The sequence below is a fragment of the Streptomyces aureoversilis genome, assembly GCF_042657885.1.
Lineage (GTDB): Bacteria > Actinomycetota > Actinomycetes > Streptomycetales > Streptomycetaceae > Streptomyces > Streptomyces aureoversilis.
Map to the genome: position 1 here is coordinate 512,091 of NZ_JBHSKJ010000001.1, position 19,636 is coordinate 531,726.

A 19,636-nucleotide genomic window follows, 5' to 3' on the forward strand; every position below is an offset into this window, starting at 1 on the left:
GCTGCTGGACCAGCGGTTCGCTTGCTGTCCGAAAGCCATGACCCGGGAGCAGAGCAGGAAGTGCCGAAGCCCGGCACCCTCACCTGGCACTGCCCCGGCCGGTCTCCTGAACCGAGGCGCCATGCCCGCCCTTCAGATGCTGAACGTCTACCGGCACGACAACAAGATCCGGACGCTGATCACCCTGGCCGGTGAGATCGACCAGGTCTCGGCGCCCTTGGTGAGCGAGACGCTGGAGCGGTGCCTGTGCGAGGGCATCCGCACCATCGACGTCGACCTCACCCCTGTCACCTTCTGCGACTGCAGCGGCCTCAACGCCTTCCTCCGTGCCTCGCACCACACCATCGCGGCCGGAGGGTCCCTGCGTCTGCACTACCCGCCTCCCACGCTGGTCCGGATCCTCACCCTCACCGGCTCCGGCCCCCTGCTCCTCGGCCTCCCGGCCGCCCCTGTGGACTTCCTCCTGCAGGAACGCCCGGGTGGAGGCCTTCCGCCACCACGGCCTTCCCCCGCGCACGGGGCCATCGGACGACGGGGTGTTGTGGTGCCTGCTGTCGGGGGTGGTGTGCTGTGACGGCCCGCTCCGGGCCGGGGCAGGCCCAGAGGCTGGAGGGTTACGCACCGACGGCGGGGGGCGGGGTGTACTTGCGTGGGCTGAGCCGCTGGCAGGCCGAGGGCCAGCGTGAGGACCTGGCGGATCTGTACGTGGAGTCCGCCGACACGGAGCCCGGCGAGGAGTACCGCAGCCGTGTGAGCTTCCTGCGGCGCCTTGCCGATGACGTCCGTCGGCCCGGGTTCGACATGATGATCGCGGAAGCCACGCAGGCAGGGCAGGCACCGGCCTTGGTGGGGTGTGCCTTCGGGTTTCCCGTGCGGCGTGACGGTTCCTGGTGGCAGGGGTTCTCCGGGGCGCTCCCGCAGGACGTCGAGCAGCTCACCGCGTCCGGGCGTGTCTTCGCGATCAGCGAGATCGTGGTCCACCCGCATGAGCGCGACCGTGGTCTCGCCGGTCATCTTCAGGAACGGCTGCTCACCAGCCATCAGGCATCGCTCGGTGCCACCTTGGTGGATCAGGCCGACCGTGTGTCCTGTGCTGCCTTCCGGTCCTGGGGGTGGCAGGACATCGGCGAGTTCCGCTGGCCACCCGGCCCCACCGTGCTGCGGGTACTGGTCCTTCCCATCGGCGAGCGGAGCGCGGCGAAGCCGGACGGCCTGGTGCACAATGCGGACGCTGAGCCGCCCCGTGGAGCGGACGCCATGGGCCCCGGGGTGAGGTAACGGCGACCAGTGGCCGGAAGGTGCACTCCGGCTGGGCCGCCTGCGTCGGCAGCGGGCGGCCCGGTCTCGGTGTCGCTCTCGTGGCGGGGTGGTGTTATCCGATGCAGCGGGGGACGGGGGAGGAGCTGCCGGTGCAGTTGGTGGGGGTGTTGGCGGTCACCGAGGAGGTGTTGAGCGTTGCGGTGCCGGCGACGTAGTAGATACCGCCGGGGTTGGTGCCTGCGGCGTTGCCGCTGACCACGCTGCTGGTGAGGGTGAGTGTCGCGCTGTCGCTGGCGATGCCGGCGGCCTGGTGGGCGGTGTTGTTCGTGACGTTGCTGCTCGTGAAGGTGGCCGCTGCCGCTCCGCCGGTGCTGTGGATGCCACCGCCGGTGCCGTCGGCGGCGTTGTTGGACAGCTCGCTGCCGGTGAGGGTGACCGCGCCGAAGTTGAGGATGCCACCGCCGTTCGTGGCCGCGTGACCGCCGCTGAGGGTGACGGCCTTGAGGGTGAGCCCGCCGGTGGTGCTGACCTGGGCGATGCGGAAGTTGGTTGCCCCGGCGCGGGTGATGGTGTTGGCGTTGCCCTCGAAGGTGATGGGCGTAGTGATGATCGGGAGCCCGGTGGGGCCGTTGACACCGTCGTTGCCGTGGGCGGCGGTGAGGGTGTACGTACAGCCCGGGGTGAGGGTCACGGTCCCGCCGCCGGCGGCGTTGGCCGCGTTCACGGCGGTGATCAGTGATGTCTCGTCGCAGGCGACGGCCATGATCCGGGCCTGGGCGGTCGCGGGCAGGAGGACGGTCGTGCTGGTGGCCAGAACAGCGGCCCCGGCAAGGGCGAGAAGAGCACGACGAACTCTCATGAACCCCCTGGAACCAGTTCGGCTGCCCCGCTGGTGCGGGTGGCTGCGTCGATGCACAGCGAGCTCAGACGTACCCCTTGACCCGCAAGGGAATACGCCGGACAGCTTTTCTCTATATACGGAAATGCGTAGCAAGAGTGAGTCGTTGGGAGGACTCCCGCCGCCGCACTCCCGAATTACGGGCTGACCGTGCAACGCGAGTGCGGGCGCTCGGCTGCCAGCCGATCGGCCACCGCTCGCTTCCGCGCCCACCGCCCGGTCCGGGGTCCCGGATACCTGGGCCGGCGGAGGATCGCCCAGGTGTGGCGCCTTTGGCCTGGCTCCCGATATCGGGTCGGCGGTAATCCGTTGGCACCTCGTATCTGAGGTGGTGATGGCATTCAGCCTCGGGCGCGAACTCCTGGAGGGGGTAGTTCGGCATCTGATACCACGGACGCAAAGGCATACAAGAATGCAAAAAGAATTAATTTCCGCAAAGTTCCGAGTCTGGCTTATTCATTGTATCCGTATTGGCTTCAGGGATGACCTGGAATGGGTCGAGGTTACGTAATTCCCCTGTTCGTGGCCTTCCGGGTGAGCGTCAACCGACCGTGCCATCAAGTGCGTTCGTGGTCGCGAACCCGCCTCCTCCAAAGGAGATTGCGTCATGAGTGAAAAACGACGACCCACAGCTTTGCCGGGCATGCGTGCCCTTCTCGCCGCGGTGATGCTCACGGCGGTGCCCGCCGCAGCCCTGGCTGTGGGCACGGCCCCAGCGGTCGCCGTCTGCTCCGGAACCAACGGTCTCAACGGTGCCGACGGCACGCCCTCCCACCCGGCAGGGTGGCCCGGTACCGACGGTGGCGACGGCGCCCCTGGCTGTGCGGGCGGTGCCGGCGGCAAGGGCGGAGACGGCTGGGGCGGCGGTGCAGGCGGTGCCGGCGGAGCCGGCGGGGTCGGCGGGGTCGGCGGGGTCGGGAGTTCCTCCGGCAGTGCCGGTGCCGCGGGTGGCGTCGGCGGGCTCGGCGGCAACTCCACCGTCAGTACCGGCGGGGCCGGCGGTCATGGCGGGGCCGGCGGGGCGGCCACCGGCAGCAACAACAACGGCGGGGACGGCGGAACGGGCGGAGGCGGCGGCAACAGCGGCACCACCGGCACCGGCGTGCTCGGCCACTGCGGCCCCGGCGGCATCGGCGGGACCGGCGGCGTCGGCAACGGCGCGCACGGCACCCCCGGCACCGGCAGCGGCATCTGCTGAAACAACCCGTCCCCCCGGCCTGCTGGGATACAGCGTCCCCCGAACCGCTGGGATGCAGCGGGGCGGTCAAGACGCGAAGGACGCGGTGGGCGCGGACCAGGTGCATTCCCGGTCTGCGCCCACCGTCCTTGCCGTCCTGCCCAGCGCGAGGCGGTGTCAGCTGCGAGGGCGCTGGTAGTAAGAGCCGACGCTGCGGTGGTAGTCGGTGTCGCCGAGGTGCTTGTCCTTGTCGAACTCCGGGGAGTTCTCTTCCTTGGCCCGCGAGACGTGGATCGTGTGTTTCCTTCATCGGGACGGTGGCTGTTCGGGAACTCGCCGGTCTTCTGCCGCTTCGGCCCCTGGGGCCTGCGGGCACTCTTCGCGCATCAAGGGCGGCTCATGCCGCCGGCGCCTGGCAGGGACCCGGGACGGGAAACCAGGGCCGTGGCACGAGGCGGAGGCGTGGGCAGTAACCCTCGCGGGCGGGAAGGTATCCGAGCGTGGCGCGTGAGATTCCGGCGCCTGTGCGCCATGGGCCTCCTCGGAGCGGAGGGGATCTCACACTGCCGGGGGACCGGGGCCTCACCGCACAGCGTAGTCCTGCCCGTCCACCGTGGACAGAGCCCGAACAGGCCGGTCCCAGAGGCCTGTTCGGATGATGCGGGGAGGACTAGCCTGCACGTTGCCGCCCGGGACCCCGGCAGCAGCGAGCACTGATCGCGCCCCTGAGGGGCGCACGCTGCGCATCGGTGCCGGAGCCTCCCCCTCACGATCGGGGCCGGCCCCGCGCTCGCCGACACGATCCTGGCACGGCCTCGGTGCGTCTCTCGCGGGCAGCGTTCCGCCGCTCGTCCGCGTCACGCGCAACCGATGGCAGGCGGCACTCATGTACGTGCTGATCATCCCCGCTCTGACCCCCTTCGTCCTGCTCGCCGGTGTCATGGGCCTGTCCTGGTGGGAGGACCACGTCCTGCTACCGGCCGACCCGCCGGATACTGCCGCCGAAGGGGCCTTGCGAACCCCGCCGGTCCCGGTCCCGGAGCCGGAACACGCCAGTATCGCCGGCTCGTTGACAGGCAGTGGTGCCGGGCGTTGACTGAACACCACGGCGTAGGGCTACGACGCTCCGGCATCCTCCGGGCGGCGCCCCCCGTCCAGCTTCGCCCGGACCCCGCGAAAATCAGGGAATCCTCCCTGGCCCATCCGGAGGCCCGGCCATGATGATTTTGATCGCCCTTCTCCTGCTGGCCCTGGTTCTGTTCGGGTTCGGCTTCGTCGTGCCCCTGCTGTGGATCGCCGCGGCCGTCGTGCTGATCGTCTGGATCCTGGGTTTCGCCCGACACCGTCGTGGCCGCCAGGGCAGCGGACACCGGTACGCCAAGAATCGCCGGTAATCCATACCGGGCCCCGTGCGGGAATGACGTTCTGTACGGAGAACACGCGTGAGGAAGCCGACCCGACGGACGAGAGAAGGGACCGCCATGAACCTCGCAAAGAAGATCAGGGACAAGAAACAGGTACTCCACGGCAGGATCAAGCAAAGCTTCGGCCGGGCCACCCGGAACAGGCGGCTGCAGACCGAAGGGAAAACGGACCGGGTCGCAGGCAACCTGAAGCAGTCCGGCGAGAAGGCCAAGGACGCCTTCAAGTACTGACCCTTGCACCCTTTGGGCCCGGCAGTCGCGAGACGTCCGCCCTACCCACGCAGGGTGCGCGGGCTGCGCCTCACATCACCTGGACGGCGCGGTGAACGGCGCGGTGGACTGCGCGGGCCAGGCGGGCGCCCCACACCGAGCGGGGCCCGGCGAAGGCGTGGCTCTCTTCCCCGGGGCGCGGGGTGCGGGCGGCGATGCACACGGCGTCGGTGGGCGTGCCGGAGCAGTCGTAGCCCGCATCGAGCAGCGCCTGGACCTTGGCCTCAGTGGCGGTGGCCACCGCGTTGACCAGGGCGGCGTCGGACAGCACCACCGGAACAGCAGCAATGATGTTGATCGTGCCCGGCTCCGTCGGACCGGGGGCCCCCTGGGCCGGTGAGGCGGCCCACCCGCGCACCTCGACGCCCGCGGTGACCACAGCATCGACGCCGCCGTCATGCGAACAGACATGCTGGGAGACGTCGGCGGCCGTCATCAGCCCCACCCCCGTTCCGTTGGCGCCGGCGTCTCGGGCCAGGGCAGCGAGGTGGCGCTCCGGGTCGGTGCGCCGGTAGCCGTGTGATACCTGAGCGTTGAGGAGCCAGGCGCGCTCACCGATGCCTCCGCCGAGCACGGCACTGCTGACCATCCGCCATCCCGCGCCCGCCTCCCACAGCAGCGCGTGCAGCTCCTCGCCGTCCTCGACGCGGGTCAGCAGCCGAGTGGACAGCAGACCAGCAGAGGTACGGGGCGGGGGGACGACGGCGGGCACCTGGACTCCTGACCAGCGGCGGTGTGGACCGGGTGATCCTACGGCCGTTGCCCGACGCGCAGGCTCCATGCGCAGGCTCCATGCGCAGGCTCCATGGGGAGCGCGGCTTTAGCGCAGGCGCTGACGGTACACCTCCTATGCGCCCTGGTTGCACGCCTTGGCGTCGGGTTGGTGATCGGGACAGCGTAGGCACGTACACGCACGTACACGCACCTACACGGGCAGCAAGGCGCCGGCCAATGTTGTTGAACGCGCAATGAGCCGGGGTCATCGGCTGCCACTGTCACCTCATACCTTCGCCTTGCGGGCGGGCGACAGGCCCAGGCGCCGGTGCCGGTTCCTTCACGCCCGCCAGGAGCACCACGGACCCGATCACCATCGGCGGCAGGCGCCCGGTTCGGGGAGCAGCATGGAAGAGAAGCCCTCGACCGGCGCGCGCCTGCGGGCGTGGATCCGCCAAGGAGGAAGCCTTCCAGGATGAGTGCACACGAGCCGTTTCATGAGGGGGAGCGGGACCGCCGGGCGGGGCCGTTGCCGCCAGGAGGGCTGCTCGATCTGCTCAGCGTGGCCGCGGTCGTGCTGGATCTCCGGGGACGAATCGTGTTCTGGAGCCCACAGGCCGACCAGGTCTTCGGATACACCGCCGAGGAAGCCCTGGGCCAGTACGCGGTCATGCTGGTCCACGACGAACACAAGGACATGGTGATCAAACTGTTCGCCGAGGTGATGAGCACCGGGGCGAGCTGGGCCGGCGCGTTCCCCATCCGGCACAAGGACGGGACCACACGCCTGGTGGAGTTCCGCAACATGCGACTCCTGGACGACCTCGGCGACGTCTACGCCCTGGGCATCGCCGCCGACCAGACCACGCTGCAACAGGTCGAGACGGACCTGGCCCTGTCCCAGCGGCTGGTCTCCCAGGCACCCATCGGCATCGCCCTGCTGGATCCCGACCTGCGCTACCTGCTGGTCAACCCGGCTCTCGAGCGCATCAACGGCATCCCGGCCGCCGACCACATCGGCCGGCACCCCCACGACATTCTGACCTTCCTCGACGTGGAGACCATCGAGTCCGCACTGCGCCAGGTGCTGCTCACCGGCACTCCGCTGATCGACCAGTACACCGTCGGCCGCACTCCCGCGGACCCTGATCACGACCATGCCTGGTCGGTGTCGTTCTACAGGATCGAAAGCGCCGACGGCCGGGTGATGGGGGTGGCGAATTCGGTGGTCGATGTCAGCGAACGCCACCGGGCCGCCACTGAGGCGGACCGGGCCCGGCGGCGCCTCGTGGTGATCGCGGATGCCTCCGCCCGCGTCGGCACCACCTTGGAGGTGGAGCGCACCGCCCAGGAGCTGGTGGAGGTCGCCGTGCCCGACCTGGCCGATGTCGCTGCGGTCGACGTCCTCGACGACGTCCTGGCCTTCCGCCGCAGCACCCCCCACCAGCCGGGCCCGGAGCTGTTCCGGGCACTCGCCGTGGCCGCCGCCTACCCCACCGGCGCCACCACCGCTCTGAAGGTCGGCGACCTCGCCGCGTACGGTGCGGACCGGCTGGTCACCCGGTGCGTCCACACGGGACAGCCCGTCGTCGTCGCCCACGCCGACGGCCGTGACCTGGAGCGCATCACCCGCGATGCCGAGGCGGCGGCCGCGTTGGCCCAGGCCGGGGTGCACTCCTACCTCGCGGTGCCACTGATCGCCCGCAACGAGGTGCTCGGCGCTCTCGACCTGCTGCGTGCCCGCAACCCGTCCCCGTTCGACGAGGATGACGTCCTCCTTGCCGGGGAACTGGCCGCACGCGCCGCAGTCGCCATCGACAACGCCCGCTGGCACCAGAGCGTCCGCAACACCGCCGAGACCCTCCAGCGCAGCCTCCTGCCCAGCGACCCGCCCCCGCTCGCGGGCCTGAACGTCGCCTCGCTCTACCAGCCGGCCCAGGCCACCCACGAGGTCGGAGGGGACTGGTACGACGTCATCCCCCTCGACGGCGGCAAGACCGCCCTGGTCGTCGGTGACGTCATGGGCAACGGCATCGACGCCGCCGCCACCATGGGCCGCCTGCGCACCGCCACCTGCGCCTTCGCCGACCTCGACCTCGCCCCCGACGAAGTTCTCCAGCACCTCGACAAGATCACCCACGGGCTCGAGCACTACATCGCCACCTGCATCTACATCGTCTACGACCCCCGCGACCACCGCTGCCGTATCGCCAACGCCGGACACCTCCCGCCCGTCCTCGCTCCCGCCGGTCAGCGGCCCCGGCTGCTTGACCTGCCCACCGGCGCGCCCCTGGGCGTCGGCGGCGTCCCCTTCCACACCACCGCCTTCGACCTCAACCCCGGCGACCGGCTCGTCCTCTACACCGACGGCCTCGTCGAAACCCGCCACCACCCCATCGACGAGCGCCTGAACACCCTGCTGCACACCCTCGACGGACCGCGCCGGCCCCTGAACGACACCTGCCAGTGGCTCCTGCACGCGCAGCGGCACCCCGACGACCACGACGACGTCGCGATCCTCATCGCACAAGCCACGCCCGCACGTTGACGCGAGCCGCGTCCTTCCGGCCGCAGTCGGCGTTGGTGGGTTCGGTGCGTGCACTGGTTGGGACCCCTACAGCGGGCCGGTGCAGTCCACGGCTCCGATTCCCGCCCGGCGTCGGGCCGCGTCAGCTTCCCCCGCCGACTGCGGGCCCGCACACGAAGGTCCTGATCTCGCGTGAGCGGCACTGCCGGCGAATTGTTGGCCGCTTGCCACTCCGGCGGCGCCGTGGTGTCCGGCGTGTTCATCGGTGGGTCAGCTCTGCGGCGGTACGGCCTCGGGGTGCTCGTCGGTCCAGCCGAATTCGCCGTCGTGGTGGGACGTGTCGGCGTGGCCGGGATCCCTCTCGCACTGCACCCAGATGCCCTCGTCGTCCGGCAAGAGCGCGGTGCACGTGCCGGGTTCCGGAGCCGGGGGCGGAGTGAGGAGACCGGCACTCGTCAGGAGTGCCGTCACGATGTCGTCCGTCGCGGCGGGGGTGAGGCTGGTCCCGTATCGGTCGGCGACCTCGCGAACGATCTTGGCCGCGTCCTGGTATTCGTCCTCGTCGATGACGCGCCGTGCGGTGGTGCTGTCGTCCATCGGCTCTCCAGGGGTGAGAGGACCGCGGTCCGTACGGTAGCGAACGCCGGTCCGTCAGATGTCGATTCTTTGATCAAACAGCTCGCCAGGCCGAGAGTGTGGGGGAGGGGCGTCCATGTCCCTCTTGTGGGTGGTGCGGTTTGATCATTTGGTGTCCAAGGTGGCTCAGGGCGCGAGGAGGTTGCGGGCAGATCCATCCGGCGAAATGAGATGCAGAGTCCCAAGTCCCCTTGGTACGGTGCACCGATGTCAGCGATCAGGACGTTCCAAGTCACCTTCGACTGCGCGGAACCTGAGCGCCTCGCTCGCTTCTGGTGCGAGGTGTTGGGGTACGTCATACCGCCGCCGCCAGTGGGGTTTGCCACTTGGGATGATTTCAAGCGTTCGCAGCCACCTGAGCAGCGGGATTCATGGTTCGCCTGCATTGATCCCTCAGGTGTGGGCCCGCGACTGTACTTCCAGCGCGTCCCCGAAGGGAAGGCCGCCAAGAACCGGGTGCATCTTGATGTGCGGGTCGGCACCGGACTCGTGGGTGAAGAACGCCTCGCCGCACTTGAGGCCGAACGCGCACGACTGGTCCCGCTCGGCGCAGTGCACGTGCAAACGCTGTATGACGGCAATGATTCGTGCATCCCGATGCTGGACATCGAGGGCAACGAGTTCTGTATCGACTGAGCATCATGGGGCGGGAATCATCCCGTGAGGGCGAGGTTGTGCACCGGGCGATGCCGAGCATGGCGGTGTGAACGCCGTCGCCGTTCAGACGGCAGTCGCGAAGAATCTTCCATGCCTTCATCCGCGCGAAAACATGCTCGCCGCCGGCCCGGACCTTGCGGTGGGAGGTGTTGTGCTCCTCCTTCCACGCGGACAGTTCGGTCTGGCCGCGTTCACGGCGGTGCGGGATGACCAGGCCGGTGCCCCGGTAGCCGCCGTCCGCGATGACCGTGGCCCGGCCGACTGCGGCCTTCGCACCGGAAAGTTCCCACGCCTTGCAATCGTTGCGGTTGCCCGCGACCTGCCGGCCGGCCGACCGACGGCGACGAGTCGGGTGTCGGCGTCGATGATGACCTGGTGGTTGGTCGAGTACCGGTGGTTCTTCGACTGTTCGGCAACCGCATGATCCCGCGTGGGAACCACGGTGCCATCGACGATCAGCACGGCATCCTTACGGAACCGCTGACGGGGCTTGAGCGCGAGCAGCGGCCCGAGGCGGCCGATTGTGCGGTCAGCGGCCGACATCGACACCCCGAACAGCGGGAGCGAGCTGCCGCAGCGTCAAGTTCGTACGCCAGTAGGCCGCTACCAGCAGGATCCGGTCCTCCAGAGTCAGGATCCACGGTCGGCCCCTGCGTACCGACTTCGCACCTTTGCGCCGCATCGCAGTAACCAGCTTGCCGAACTGCCGCGGGCTCAGCCCGGTGAACGGGGCTATCCAGGACGGCTCCGACGCCGTGATCAGACCAGGCACGGCAAGATCATGACACCAGGATCAGCCGTTGCGGGACAATCTTAGGCATGTGCGGCGCAGCGGCGTCATCGAGAAGTCGGCCTCGTCGGGGGAATGCCGCTCAGGGCAGGTGCCCGGCAGCGAGGCGTGCCGGTTCGGGGGCTCCCTGCCCACCCGGCGGGGGCGGCGGCGCAGCGGCAGAGTTAAACAACTCATGAACGTCTGTTGCGCACGGCGGGCCTTCACGGGATCTCGGCCGAACCCCGAATGACCTCCCAGAGGGCTTCGCAGGGGAACAAGGACAGGGAAAATGGGTGATTCGCCCTTGCCGGGTGACCGGCGCGTGACGGTTCTCACGACCTGATCGGATTCGGGGACGGTGGGCAGTCGGCTGAGAGGCGTGGATAAACGCATTTCTCGGCTATCGGGAACGCATCGCCGAGCACTGCCAGGTTGCCGCTGCCGCCGGGAAAGTCGCCGTTGAGCAGGGACTTTCTTATACGGGCTGCCGGGGCCGGGCGGTGTCAACAGCGCCCTTCCGGCCCCGCTCGATAAACGGAGCGTGACAGGCGCGCGTTGCCACACCGACGGGTGGCTGAAATTCGCTGAAGGGAGACAGAGGCATCTGGGGCGACAGGCCTTACCAGGGGCCGTAGAAGCGAGCTTCGGAGTGTGTGCAAGTGCTGAGTGGGCCAGCGGTTGAACCAAATATTGCCAAGCCGTGAGATTGCGATAGTGCAACGGCACCTGACCTGTATGAATGCATCTTCCGGGCTGTTCGGGACGGTAGGGATCCCCGGTCGTAGCATTGTGGGAATGGTGTCATTTCCCGCGTATCGCGGCGCCGCCGTCCGGCACCGGGCATTCGATGGTGGCTGGATTGCGGAGAAGACTGTCCGTGCTTCTCAGCGATTTTCGGTCGCTGTGAACCTGTACTCCGGTGACGGAACACAGTGGCGAGCCGGTGTCATGGCGACCCGACTCCACTTCGACCACCTGCGCTTTTCGGCGCGCTCCACAAAGCGACAACGCCGCAGGGACCTTGGCGTATTTCTCGCGGGGGGTGCGGACGGCCCTGCCAAGGTGGTCACCGTTCCGCCGAGGGCATGCCGGCAAGGAGCTGCTCGGCGGTGACAAGCGACAAGCGACAAGCAACATGTGTTTCCTTGCGCGGTTCAACAGAAAGGAGGAGGAATGCCTTTCACCATCAGTCAGGGGAAGGGAACCCCGGGAGATCTCCAGCCCGGGACGCTGGGGTCCCTCGCCGTCGACGTGGGCTTGACCCCGGACACGCAGGAGCCGGTGAAGAAGGGGGAGTGGGTCCAGGTCACGTTCCCGCAAGGGGTGTCCTTCCCCGAGGGCGGCCAGGTCGGTTACGTCTGCGGGGGCCAGCGGCCGGAGCCCCAGCCCAGGTTCAAGTGGGACCCGAAGGCACGGACGCTCCGGTTCCAGACGGTGGCCGACCTGGTGCCCGGCGGGTCGCCCGGCTGCTTCTACGCGGTCGACGTCAAGGCGGACGAGAACGCCCGGCCGGGCACGGTGCACGGCCGTCTGGAGATCGGCGGTGTGCAGGGCGACTTGGCCGTCGACATCGCCCGTGGGAGGAGTGCAGGGATGCTCGCGTTCCGGAAGTACACACTGCCCATCCAGTCCACCCAGGTAGCGGGTGTGGCCACGGCGAAGCAGTCCGTGGAGTTCCCCGGCAAGATCCGTAAGGACGCCTACGACAACAAGGTCGTCGACGTCCTGCTCAAGGGGTTCAACTTCGAAGTCCGCTACGACGGCCGGCTCGAGGACTTCGAGATCGGTGCCCAGAAGGTCTCCGCGTCGTGGCGGAGCAGTGGCCACACGTCCGGTGAGGTGGTCGTGGAGGCCCAGCTGGCCCCTCGCCCGGACGTGGCGAGGAACCAGGGCTGGACCTTCCAGGGCAGCGTCGAGGTCCTGGTCGTCGCCGACCTGGAGTCCTGATCGCCGGCAGCGCCGGCATCGGACCCACGGAACACCCCGGCATCCGGACACCCAGCCAGACATCCAGACAGAGAACACAGAAGAGGAGAAGCGCTGTGGCGCTCGCATTCCAGAAGTTCACCCTGCCCATACGCTCCACCCACACCCTGGACCTGGCCTCGGAGCCGCAGCCCGTACGGTTCTCCGGCAAGATCCGTAAGGACGACGACGACAACAAGGTCGTCGACGTCGCGATCAAGGGGTTCAACTTCGAAGTCCGCTCCAACGGCCGGCTCGAGGACTTCGAGATCGGCGTCCAGAAGGTCTCCGCGTCGTGGCGGAGCAGTGGCCACACGTCCGGTGAGGTGGTCGTGGAGGCCCAGCTGGCCCCCCGCCCGGACGTGGCGAGGAACCAGAGCTGGACCTACCAGGGCAGCGTCGAGGTCCTCGTCATCGCCGACCTGGAGGACTCCAAGTAGTAGCGGCAGCTGAATCCGGCTCGTGATCGACGGCACGCACCCGCGCCGACGCGGCGCGGGTGCGTGCACTGCTGTCCGCCCCGGTCGCGCGCCACCCGCGCCACTCAGCGGACCTCACACGCGTAGCACCTCGCACCTCGCACCTCGCACGAAGGAGACACCCGCAGTGGAATCGCCCCACACGGCAGCTCGGGACGTGCACCTTCCCGTACCGGGTTCCGGATCCGTACCGGCCGTCGCTGCCCGCGAACTCGAGATCGTCATCCCCGCCTACAACGAGGAGCAACGCCTCGTCCCCACCGTGCTGGCCCTCGCCGACCACCTGGGCCGTCTGCCGCTGACCGCGGCCCTGAGGGTCGTCGACAACGGCAGCAGCGACCGTACCGCCGAATGCGTCGACGCCCTTGCGGCGTCCGGCGTCCCCGTGTCCGTCACGGGCTGCTCCCGGCGGGGCAAGGGGGCGGCTGTCGCCCGGGGCATGGTCACCACGCGGGCGCGATGGGTCGGGTTCTGCGACGCCGACCTGGCCACGCCGGTCTCCGCCGTCGACGACGCACTGCGGTTGCTCCGGGACGGCTGGTCGGTCGTCATCGGCTCCCGGCGCTGTGCCGGGGCGGACATTCCCGTGCGGCAGCCCGCCCTGCGCCGGCTCGGAGGAGCCGGATTCCGGTTGCTGACGCGGAACCTGTCGGGACCGGTCAGGGACACCCAGTGCGGCTTCAAGTTCTTCGACGCCGAGGCCGCTCGCCGGATCTTCGCAGCCATCACGACCACCGGTTTCGCCTTCGACCTCGAGGTGATCGCCCGGGCCCGTGCCCTCGGGCTGAGCCTGACGGAGTTCCCCGTCGTATGGAGCGACCAGCAGGGCTCCAGCTTCCGTCCCTTCGCCGACGGCCGCCGGGTGGCCGGAGAGCTGTGGCGGCTGCGCAGGGCGTTACCGGGCGGCCCGGCTCGCTCCGCCGGGGGAGTGGCATGAACCTGAACTCCGCCTTCCCCGGTGTCCGGCACTGGCAGGGCCGTCACGTCGTGGTCTGCAACTGGCGGGACGGGCGTCATCCGCAGGCCGGCGGCGCCGAGCTGTACTGCGAGGAGGTCGCCCGGCACCTGCACGGAGCGGGCGTCCGGGTCACCTGTCTGACCGCCCGTCCCCGCGGCACCGCCCGCCGTGACCGTACTGACCACGGCACCGTGGTGCGCGGCGGCGGTCGCTTCACCGTCTACCCCTTCGCCCTGCTCTGGCTGCTGTGGCACCGCCGCTCCATCGCCGGGGTGATCGACTCGCAAAACGGCATACCCTTCTTCGCGCCGCTCGTCCTGCGTCGGCGCACCCCCGTCGTCCTGCTCGTCCACCACGTCCACCAGGGGCAGTTCGCCCTGTGGTTCCCCCGCCCGCCCGCCGCCGTCGGACGATGGCTGGAGAGCCGGGGCAGCCGCCTGGTGTACGGGCGGCGCGCCGTCTGCGCCGTGTCGCCGTCCACCCGCGCCGACGTCCGCGGGCGGCTCGGTCTGCGCGGCCCCGTCCACCTCGCCCCGGCCGGGCTGGAGCCGCCCGGCCCGGCGGCTCTCCCGGACCCGTGCTCGTCAGGGCCGGCGGGCCCTCCCCGCCACCGGGCCGGCGTTCCCCGCATCGTGTGCGTGGGCCGGCTGGTCACACAGAAACGCATCGGCCTTCTCGTCCGTGCCATGCCCGCGCTCCGGCGCGAACTGCCGGATGCGGAGCTGCACATCGTCGGGGACGGAGAGGCCCGCGAAGAACTTCACGGGCTCGTGGCCGAGCTGGGGCTCGGCGACGCCGTCGTCCTGCACGGCCGGGTGCCGGACAAGACGCGGGACGCCCTCGTCGACTCCGCCTGGATCACCGCCACCGCCTCGCTGGCCGAGGGCTGGGGACTGTCGGTGATGGAGGCGGCGGCCGCCGGGGTCCCCGCCCTCGCCCACGACGTTCCCGGGCTCCGGGACACGGTCCGCGACGGCGTCACGGGCTGGCTCCTGGGGCCGGAGGACGAGCTCGCGGCCGGGCTCGCCAAGGCCCTGCGCGCCGTCGAGGACCCCGCGGAGGCCGGCCGCCGGGACGCCGCGTGCCGTTCGTGGGCCGCGAAGTTCACCTGGGCCGCCACCGCCGGCCACCTGCTCTCCGTGCTGACCGCCGAGGACGGACGGCTGCGCGCGGGCACACGCGCCGAGCGCCGTACCCTCACGGACGCCTGCGCACTTGTCACCGCACCCGCCGGACTGCTCCGGCGCGCCGACCTCGGCTCGCTGCGCGCCACCGACCTGATCGCCACCACCGGTCCGGGCCCCGGACGCCTGCTGCTGCCGGGCGCCGACGAGCACGACGCCCGGTCCGTGCTGTCACGGATCGGCGTGGACCCCACCGACGAGCGGGTCACCGTACGGCTCGCCCGCCACGCGGACCTGCTCGGCTGGGAGACTCACCCGCCACTGCCGCAGGTGCACCCGCGGCCGCAGCCGGCGCGCCGCCGGCGCGGCGCCGTCCCGGCCCTCGGCTTCCTCTTCGCCCTCGCGCTCGCCCTGCGACTCGCCGCGACCGGACGCTCCTACGACGTCTTCGTCGACGAGCTGTACTACACCGCCATCAGCGACAACCTCGCGAGCGGCCGCGGCCTCACCTTCCAGGGCGGGTACTTCGCCCTCCACCCGCCCGCCCTCTTCGCCCTGCTCGCAGCCGCCCTCCGCGTCGGTGGCAGCACCTCCGGCGACCTGCTCCACCTCGTCCTCACGCTGCGCCCGGTCATCGCGATCTGCGGGGCCGTCACCGTGGCCGCGGTGACGGCCCTGCTGCGCCGCGCCGGCGTCAGGGGGCCGATCGCCGTGGCGGCCGGGCTTCTGCTCGCCCTGGACCCGTTCCTGAACCGGTTCGACAGCCGGGTCATGCTCGAGGCGCAAGCCACGGCAGCCACCGCGCTCGGCATGCTGCTGCTCGCCCGCACTCCGGCCACCGGGCGGGGCCGGACGGCCACCGGCGTGGGTGCGGGTCTGCTGTTCGCCGTCGCGGTCACCACCAAGGAGCCCTACGCGCTGGAGACGTTCGTGCCGGTCACCGTGCTGGCACTGGCCGCGCGCGGCACGGTGCGGCGGATGCGGCTGACGGCCGCCGCCGTCACCCTCGCCGGGTACGCGGTGTATGTCGTCACGGTGGCGGCCTGCGGGGAGTGGCGGCCATGGTGGGCGCAGAAGAGCGACGGCGTCGCCCGGGCGCTGGGCCTGAAACAGATTTCGGGCTTCAACAGCCACGACGGGGCGGTGGGCTTCACCGACCGGCTCGTCGCTCAGCTCGGCCAGTTCGCCGTGCCCTACGTGCTGATCGTGCTGGGCTGCGCCGCCACCCTCTGGCTCGTGTGGTCCGGGATCCGCCGGCGACGGCACGTCACGGGCGGCGGCCCCGGCAGGACGCTCGTCACCGCATGGGCGTCCTGCACCCTGCTCCACCTGACCTATGCGGTGACGCTGGGCACCGTCGAGGAGCAGATGTTCTACCCGCTTCTCGTCACCAGCATCGCCGCGCTCGCGCTCGCCGCCGGCCTCCTCCCCCCACTGCGAACCCGCCGTCCCGCCGTGTGGGCCGCGGCAGCGATCACCGCGGCCGCACTCATCCTGAACGCCGTCGTCTGGGCGCGTGTGCACACCCGGCACGACGACGCCCTGCGGCGGACCCTGGCCTGGACCCGCACCCACGTCCCCTCCGGCAGCGTGATCGCTGCCACCGACGAGGGCGCCTCCTTCGTCCTGCCCGGAGCCCGCCTGGGGGACTGGCACACCCTGTCCGACCTCCGTCGCGACCGCGTCGACTACGTCGTGGTCTCCACCGAGCTGCTGGCGCAGGGATACGCGCGGATCGACGGCGGGCTGTCGTCCACCGTCCTGCGGAAGGGACGGCTCGTGCACAGCGAACCGGGCCGTACGACGGGTGCGTTGCGGGTGTACGACGTCCGGTCGCTCCTTGCCCCCGCATCGACCGGAACGGAGAGCCGGCCGTGACCGGCACCGCCACGCTCGACCGTGGGACGACCACCGGCGGCCCCGCACCGGAGCGGGGCGTGACGCGCGGCGCCATGCTCCTCACCGCCTCCGCCGCGCTGGTCGGCGTGGGCAACTACGGGCTCTCGGTCTTTCTGGTCCACGCGCTGTCCGCGTCCGACTACACCGTCTACTCCGCCCTGTCCTCAGTGCTGTTGAGCGTAGGGACCCTCGCCGGGGCCACCGTGCCGTGGGTGCTCGCCCGGGAAGTCGCGCTGGACGTCGCGGGCAGCCCGCGGCGGCGCACTTCGGTGCGCTTCTGTCTCCGCCTCTCCCTCGGCCTCGCCCTGATGTGCGCAGTCGTTGCGTGCGGCGCCGTCGTCCCGTACGCGGGGCCGGGCCCGCTGGCCGGCATGGCGGCGTCCTGCGTCGCGATATGGGTCAACTCCGTCGGAGCCGGCTACCTCCAGGGCTGTCGGCGATTCGCCGCACTCGGGTTCCTGCGACTCGGCGAGGTGGCCGTGCGGATCGCCGTCACGGCTGCGGCCGTCCTCGCCGGCTGGGGCGCCGCCGGGGCGATCAGCGCTTTCTCCGTCGGTGCGGCCGTCGCCTCGGCCCTCGGACTGCTCGCCCTGCGCCCCGACCTGGTGGGCGGACCGCACGTGCCGTCCGGTGGGCCCTGTGGTTCCGGGCTGTGGCGGCGGGCGCTGTCCGTGGGCGGCATCCAGCTTCTGTGCTGTGTGCTCTTCACCCTGGACGTGGTGGTGGCCGCAGCCGTACGGAGCGGATCCGGCGAACTGGCGCCTTACCAGGCACTTCTCGTGCTCGCGCGGATCCCGCTGTTCCTCTCCACCGCTCTGGCCACCGTCGTCTTCTCCCAACTCGTGGGCATCAGCGCGCGGGACGGCGCCGGGCAGCTCCGTCCGGTGCTCCGGTTGCACTGGATCGGGAGCATCACCGTCACCGTGCTCGTGGCGAGCTGCCCCGACGCGGTGCTGGCGCTCGTCCTGCCCCCGCAGTACGGCACCTCGGCCGCGCTGCTGCCACCGCTCGCCCTCGCCGGCGCGGCGAGCGCCACGACCGTGCTGGTCAGCGTGGTCTTCCAGGTATGGGGCCCGGCCCGGCGGGCCGTCGCGCCACTGGCAGTGGCCTGCCTGCTCGGCGGGGGTCTGTACGCCGTCGCGGCCGTCTCACCCCTCCGCCTCGCCTGGTGCTCGGCAGCCGTCACCGGCGCCGTGGCGGCCGCGCTGCTGGTACGGGCCCGGCGCCGCGTGCCGGGCCTCGGGCCCCTGGCCGGCGCCCTCGGTCCGCTGGCGGCGGGTGCCCTGGCAGCCGCCGCGCTCTTCGCCCTGCGCCCCCACCCCCTGCCCTGGGCCGGGGCGGCCGTGCTGGTCCTGTGCCTGGGCGCGATCGCCGCCCGGCCCGTACGGCGCGGCCCCGGCCCGTACCGCGTGCTCCACCTGGGCTTCGAGGACCCCCGCCGGCCCGGGGCGGGCGGCGGCTCGGTCCGTACCCACGAGGTCAACCGGCGCCTGGTCTCACGAGGCGTCGAGGTCACCGTTGTCTGTGCCCCCTGGCCCGGCGCCACGGCCACGGTCCTCGACGGCGTTCACTACGTACCGCTGCCTGCCCACCCCGGCCCTCTCGCCCGCAGCCGCTTCGCCTCCCAACTGGCCTACTTCGCGGCGATCGTGGTCGGCCTGGGCCGCCTGGTCCGGCGCCACGCCCCGGATGTGATCGTGGAGGACTTCGCCGCACCCTTCTCGTCCGTCTGCATCCCCCACCTGACGCGACGGCCGGTGGTCGGCCTCGTCCAGTGGCTCGCCGCGGCGGACAAGGGACGCGAGTACCACCTTCCGTTCCACCGCGTCGAGCGCCTCGGCCTCGCCTCCCACACCACGCTCGTCGCCGTCAGCGCCGACCTCGGCGCTGAGCTGGCGCGACGCAACCCTGCCGCGCGGGTCGAGGTCGTCCCCAACGGCGTCGACCCGGCCGCCTTCACCCACCGCACGACGCCGCGCGGCGACCACCTGCTCTACCTGGGCCGCCTGGAGACCAGCTCCAAAGGCCTCGATCTACTCCTGCGCGCCTACGCCCGGGCTGCCCCCCGCATCACCGCCGACCTGCACATCGCGGGCGACGGGCCGCACGCGGACGCCGCCCGGGTACTGGCCGAAGAGCTCGGCATCACCGCCCGCGTCCACTGGCTGGGCCGGGTGACGGGCCCGGCCCGCTTCGACCTGCTCGCCACGGCGCGGCTGGTGTGCGTCCCCAGCCGCTACGAGACGTTCGGCATGGTCGCCGCCGAAGCCCTCGCCACCGGCACCCCCGTGCTCGCCTTCGACATCCCCTGCCTGCGCTCCCTCGTCACCGACCACGTCGGCATCCGCGTACCCCCGGAGGACATCGACGCCTACGCCGCCGCGCTCACCGCCCTCGTCACCGACCCGGCCCGCTGCGCCGCACTGGGGGTGGCCGGCCCCGGACACGTGCGCCACCTGGACTGGGACCGCGTCGCGGAGGCCCAACTGGCCGTGTACCAGAGGGCGTCCGGTCGCGGGTTCGAGGGGGCGCCGGCTGTCGTCGGGCACTCGTAGCAGCGGTGAGGTCTGCGGGCTGATGTCTGCCTCTTCTTGCAGTGAGGCCTGTCGCGAAGTGGAGGTCTTCCGCAAGTCTCGCTGTGTCATCAGATCGGTGGCAAGTATCTCGTGCACCCGTTGCCTGGCCTGTGGATCTCGGAGCTGACTCCGTCGCGTCCCAGAAGGTGAACCCGCAGGTCAGAGCTCTACTTGAATGAGCGGTCGTAGCACTTGATGGTGGTCCCGATGAGGCTTGCCACGACGATTCTGGGGAGTGAGTTGGGAGTTGGAGCGTGTGGGGAGGGGGTGGCCATACTCCACCTGCTGCGGCAGGAAGAG

15 protein-coding genes and 1 pseudogene are annotated in these 19,636 nt (G+C 70.7%); 12 read left to right on the forward strand and 4 right to left on the reverse strand.

The annotated features are described in order from the left end of the window. The first annotated feature begins 121 nt into the window (after positions 1 to 121). Together ACFPP6_RS02100 and ACFPP6_RS02105 are read left to right on the forward strand one after the other, a co-directional pair. Complete coding sequence (locus tag ACFPP6_RS02100) at positions 122 to 574, forward strand: STAS domain-containing protein (protein ID WP_382036372.1); 453 nt, start codon at positions 122 to 124, stop codon at positions 572 to 574. Positions 575 to 750: 176 nt separating this feature from the next. Beyond that, positions 751 to 1,278: a hypothetical protein gene (locus ACFPP6_RS02105; RefSeq protein WP_382036374.1), complete on the forward strand. Its 528-nt coding sequence runs from the start codon at positions 751 to 753 to the stop codon at positions 1,276 to 1,278. A gap of 94 nt (positions 1,279 to 1,372) precedes the next feature. Here ACFPP6_RS02105 and ACFPP6_RS02110 read toward each other — a convergent pair whose 3' ends face one another. Further along, entirely contained in the window at positions 1,373 to 2,119 is a 747-nt protein-coding gene (locus ACFPP6_RS02110) for a hypothetical protein (RefSeq protein ID WP_382036377.1), read from the reverse strand. A gap of 682 nt (positions 2,120 to 2,801) precedes the next feature. Between ACFPP6_RS02110 and ACFPP6_RS02115 the strand changes: the two genes are divergently transcribed. The 3 genes from ACFPP6_RS02115 to ACFPP6_RS02125 all read left to right on the forward strand — a co-directional run bounded on the left by ACFPP6_RS02115 (position 2,802) and on the right by ACFPP6_RS02125 (position 4,990). Beyond that, complete coding sequence (locus ACFPP6_RS02115) at positions 2,802 to 3,356, forward strand: hypothetical protein (protein WP_382036380.1); 555 nt, start codon at positions 2,802 to 2,804, stop codon at positions 3,354 to 3,356. Positions 3,357 to 4,552: 1,196 nt separating this feature from the next. Continuing rightward, on the forward strand, positions 4,553 to 4,729 hold the full coding sequence (locus ACFPP6_RS02120) for a hydrophobic protein (RefSeq protein ID WP_382036383.1): 177 nt from the start codon (positions 4,553 to 4,555) through the stop codon (positions 4,727 to 4,729). A gap of 87 nt (positions 4,730 to 4,816) precedes the next feature. Continuing rightward, a complete protein-coding gene (locus ACFPP6_RS02125) occupies positions 4,817 to 4,990 on the forward strand; it encodes a CsbD family protein (RefSeq protein WP_382036386.1) in 174 nt (57 codons plus the stop codon). 70 nt (positions 4,991 to 5,060) lie between these two features. On the opposite strand, the gene ACFPP6_RS02130 is transcribed toward ACFPP6_RS02125, so the two are convergent. Beyond that, on the reverse strand, positions 5,061 to 5,741 hold the full coding sequence (locus ACFPP6_RS02130) for an adenosylcobinamide amidohydrolase (RefSeq protein WP_382036389.1): 681 nt from the start codon (positions 5,739 to 5,741) through the stop codon (positions 5,061 to 5,063). Positions 5,742 to 6,218: 477 nt separating this feature from the next. On the opposite strand from ACFPP6_RS02130, the gene ACFPP6_RS02135 reads away from it, so the two are divergent. Further along, positions 6,219 to 8,291 (forward strand): SpoIIE family protein phosphatase, encoded by a 2,073-nt coding sequence (locus tag ACFPP6_RS02135; RefSeq protein WP_382036392.1) that lies wholly within the window; start codon positions 6,219 to 6,221, stop codon positions 8,289 to 8,291. Between the two features lie 249 nt (positions 8,292 to 8,540). Here ACFPP6_RS02135 and ACFPP6_RS02140 read toward each other — a convergent pair whose 3' ends face one another. Then, positions 8,541 to 8,867 (reverse strand): hypothetical protein, encoded by a 327-nt coding sequence (locus ACFPP6_RS02140; RefSeq protein WP_382036395.1) that lies wholly within the window; start codon positions 8,865 to 8,867, stop codon positions 8,541 to 8,543. Positions 8,868 to 9,113: 246 nt separating this feature from the next. Between ACFPP6_RS02140 and ACFPP6_RS02145 the strand changes: the two genes are divergently transcribed. Then, the gene (locus tag ACFPP6_RS02145; protein WP_382036398.1) at positions 9,114 to 9,542 is read left to right on the forward strand and encodes a VOC family protein; all 429 of its coding nucleotides are present in this window, start codon (positions 9,114 to 9,116) and stop codon (positions 9,540 to 9,542) included. 17 nt (positions 9,543 to 9,559) lie between these two features. Here the strand turns inward: ACFPP6_RS02145 and ACFPP6_RS02150 are convergent. Then, positions 9,560 to 10,335, reverse strand: a pseudogene (locus tag ACFPP6_RS02150) (transposase). Between the two features lie 1,173 nt (positions 10,336 to 11,508). Between ACFPP6_RS02150 and ACFPP6_RS02155 the strand changes: the two are divergent. The 5 genes from ACFPP6_RS02155 (at position 11,509) to ACFPP6_RS02175 (ending at position 19,315) form a co-directional block, all read left to right on the forward strand. Continuing rightward, positions 11,509 to 12,282 carry a hypothetical protein gene (locus ACFPP6_RS02155; RefSeq protein WP_382036401.1) on the forward strand — a complete coding sequence of 258 codons (774 nt, stop codon included), beginning with the start codon at positions 11,509 to 11,511 and terminating at the stop codon, positions 12,280 to 12,282. Positions 12,283 to 12,377: 95 nt separating this feature from the next. Continuing rightward, on the forward strand, positions 12,378 to 12,740 hold the full coding sequence (locus tag ACFPP6_RS02160; protein ID WP_382036404.1) for a hypothetical protein: 363 nt from the start codon (positions 12,378 to 12,380) through the stop codon (positions 12,738 to 12,740). A gap of 166 nt (positions 12,741 to 12,906) precedes the next feature. Further along, complete coding sequence (locus tag ACFPP6_RS02165) at positions 12,907 to 13,716, forward strand: glycosyltransferase (protein ID WP_382036407.1); 810 nt, start codon at positions 12,907 to 12,909, stop codon at positions 13,714 to 13,716. After that, positions 13,713 to 16,739 (forward strand): glycosyltransferase, encoded by a 3,027-nt coding sequence (locus ACFPP6_RS02170; protein WP_382036410.1) that lies wholly within the window; start codon positions 13,713 to 13,715, stop codon positions 16,737 to 16,739. The genes ACFPP6_RS02165 and ACFPP6_RS02170 overlap by 4 nt, the downstream gene beginning before the upstream one ends. Further along, on the forward strand, positions 16,736 to 19,315 hold the full coding sequence (locus tag ACFPP6_RS02175; RefSeq protein WP_382036412.1) for a glycosyltransferase: 2,580 nt from the start codon (positions 16,736 to 16,738) through the stop codon (positions 19,313 to 19,315). Before ACFPP6_RS02170 ends, ACFPP6_RS02175 begins: the two co-directional genes overlap by 4 nt. The last annotated feature ends 321 nt before the right edge of the window (positions 19,316 to 19,636 follow it).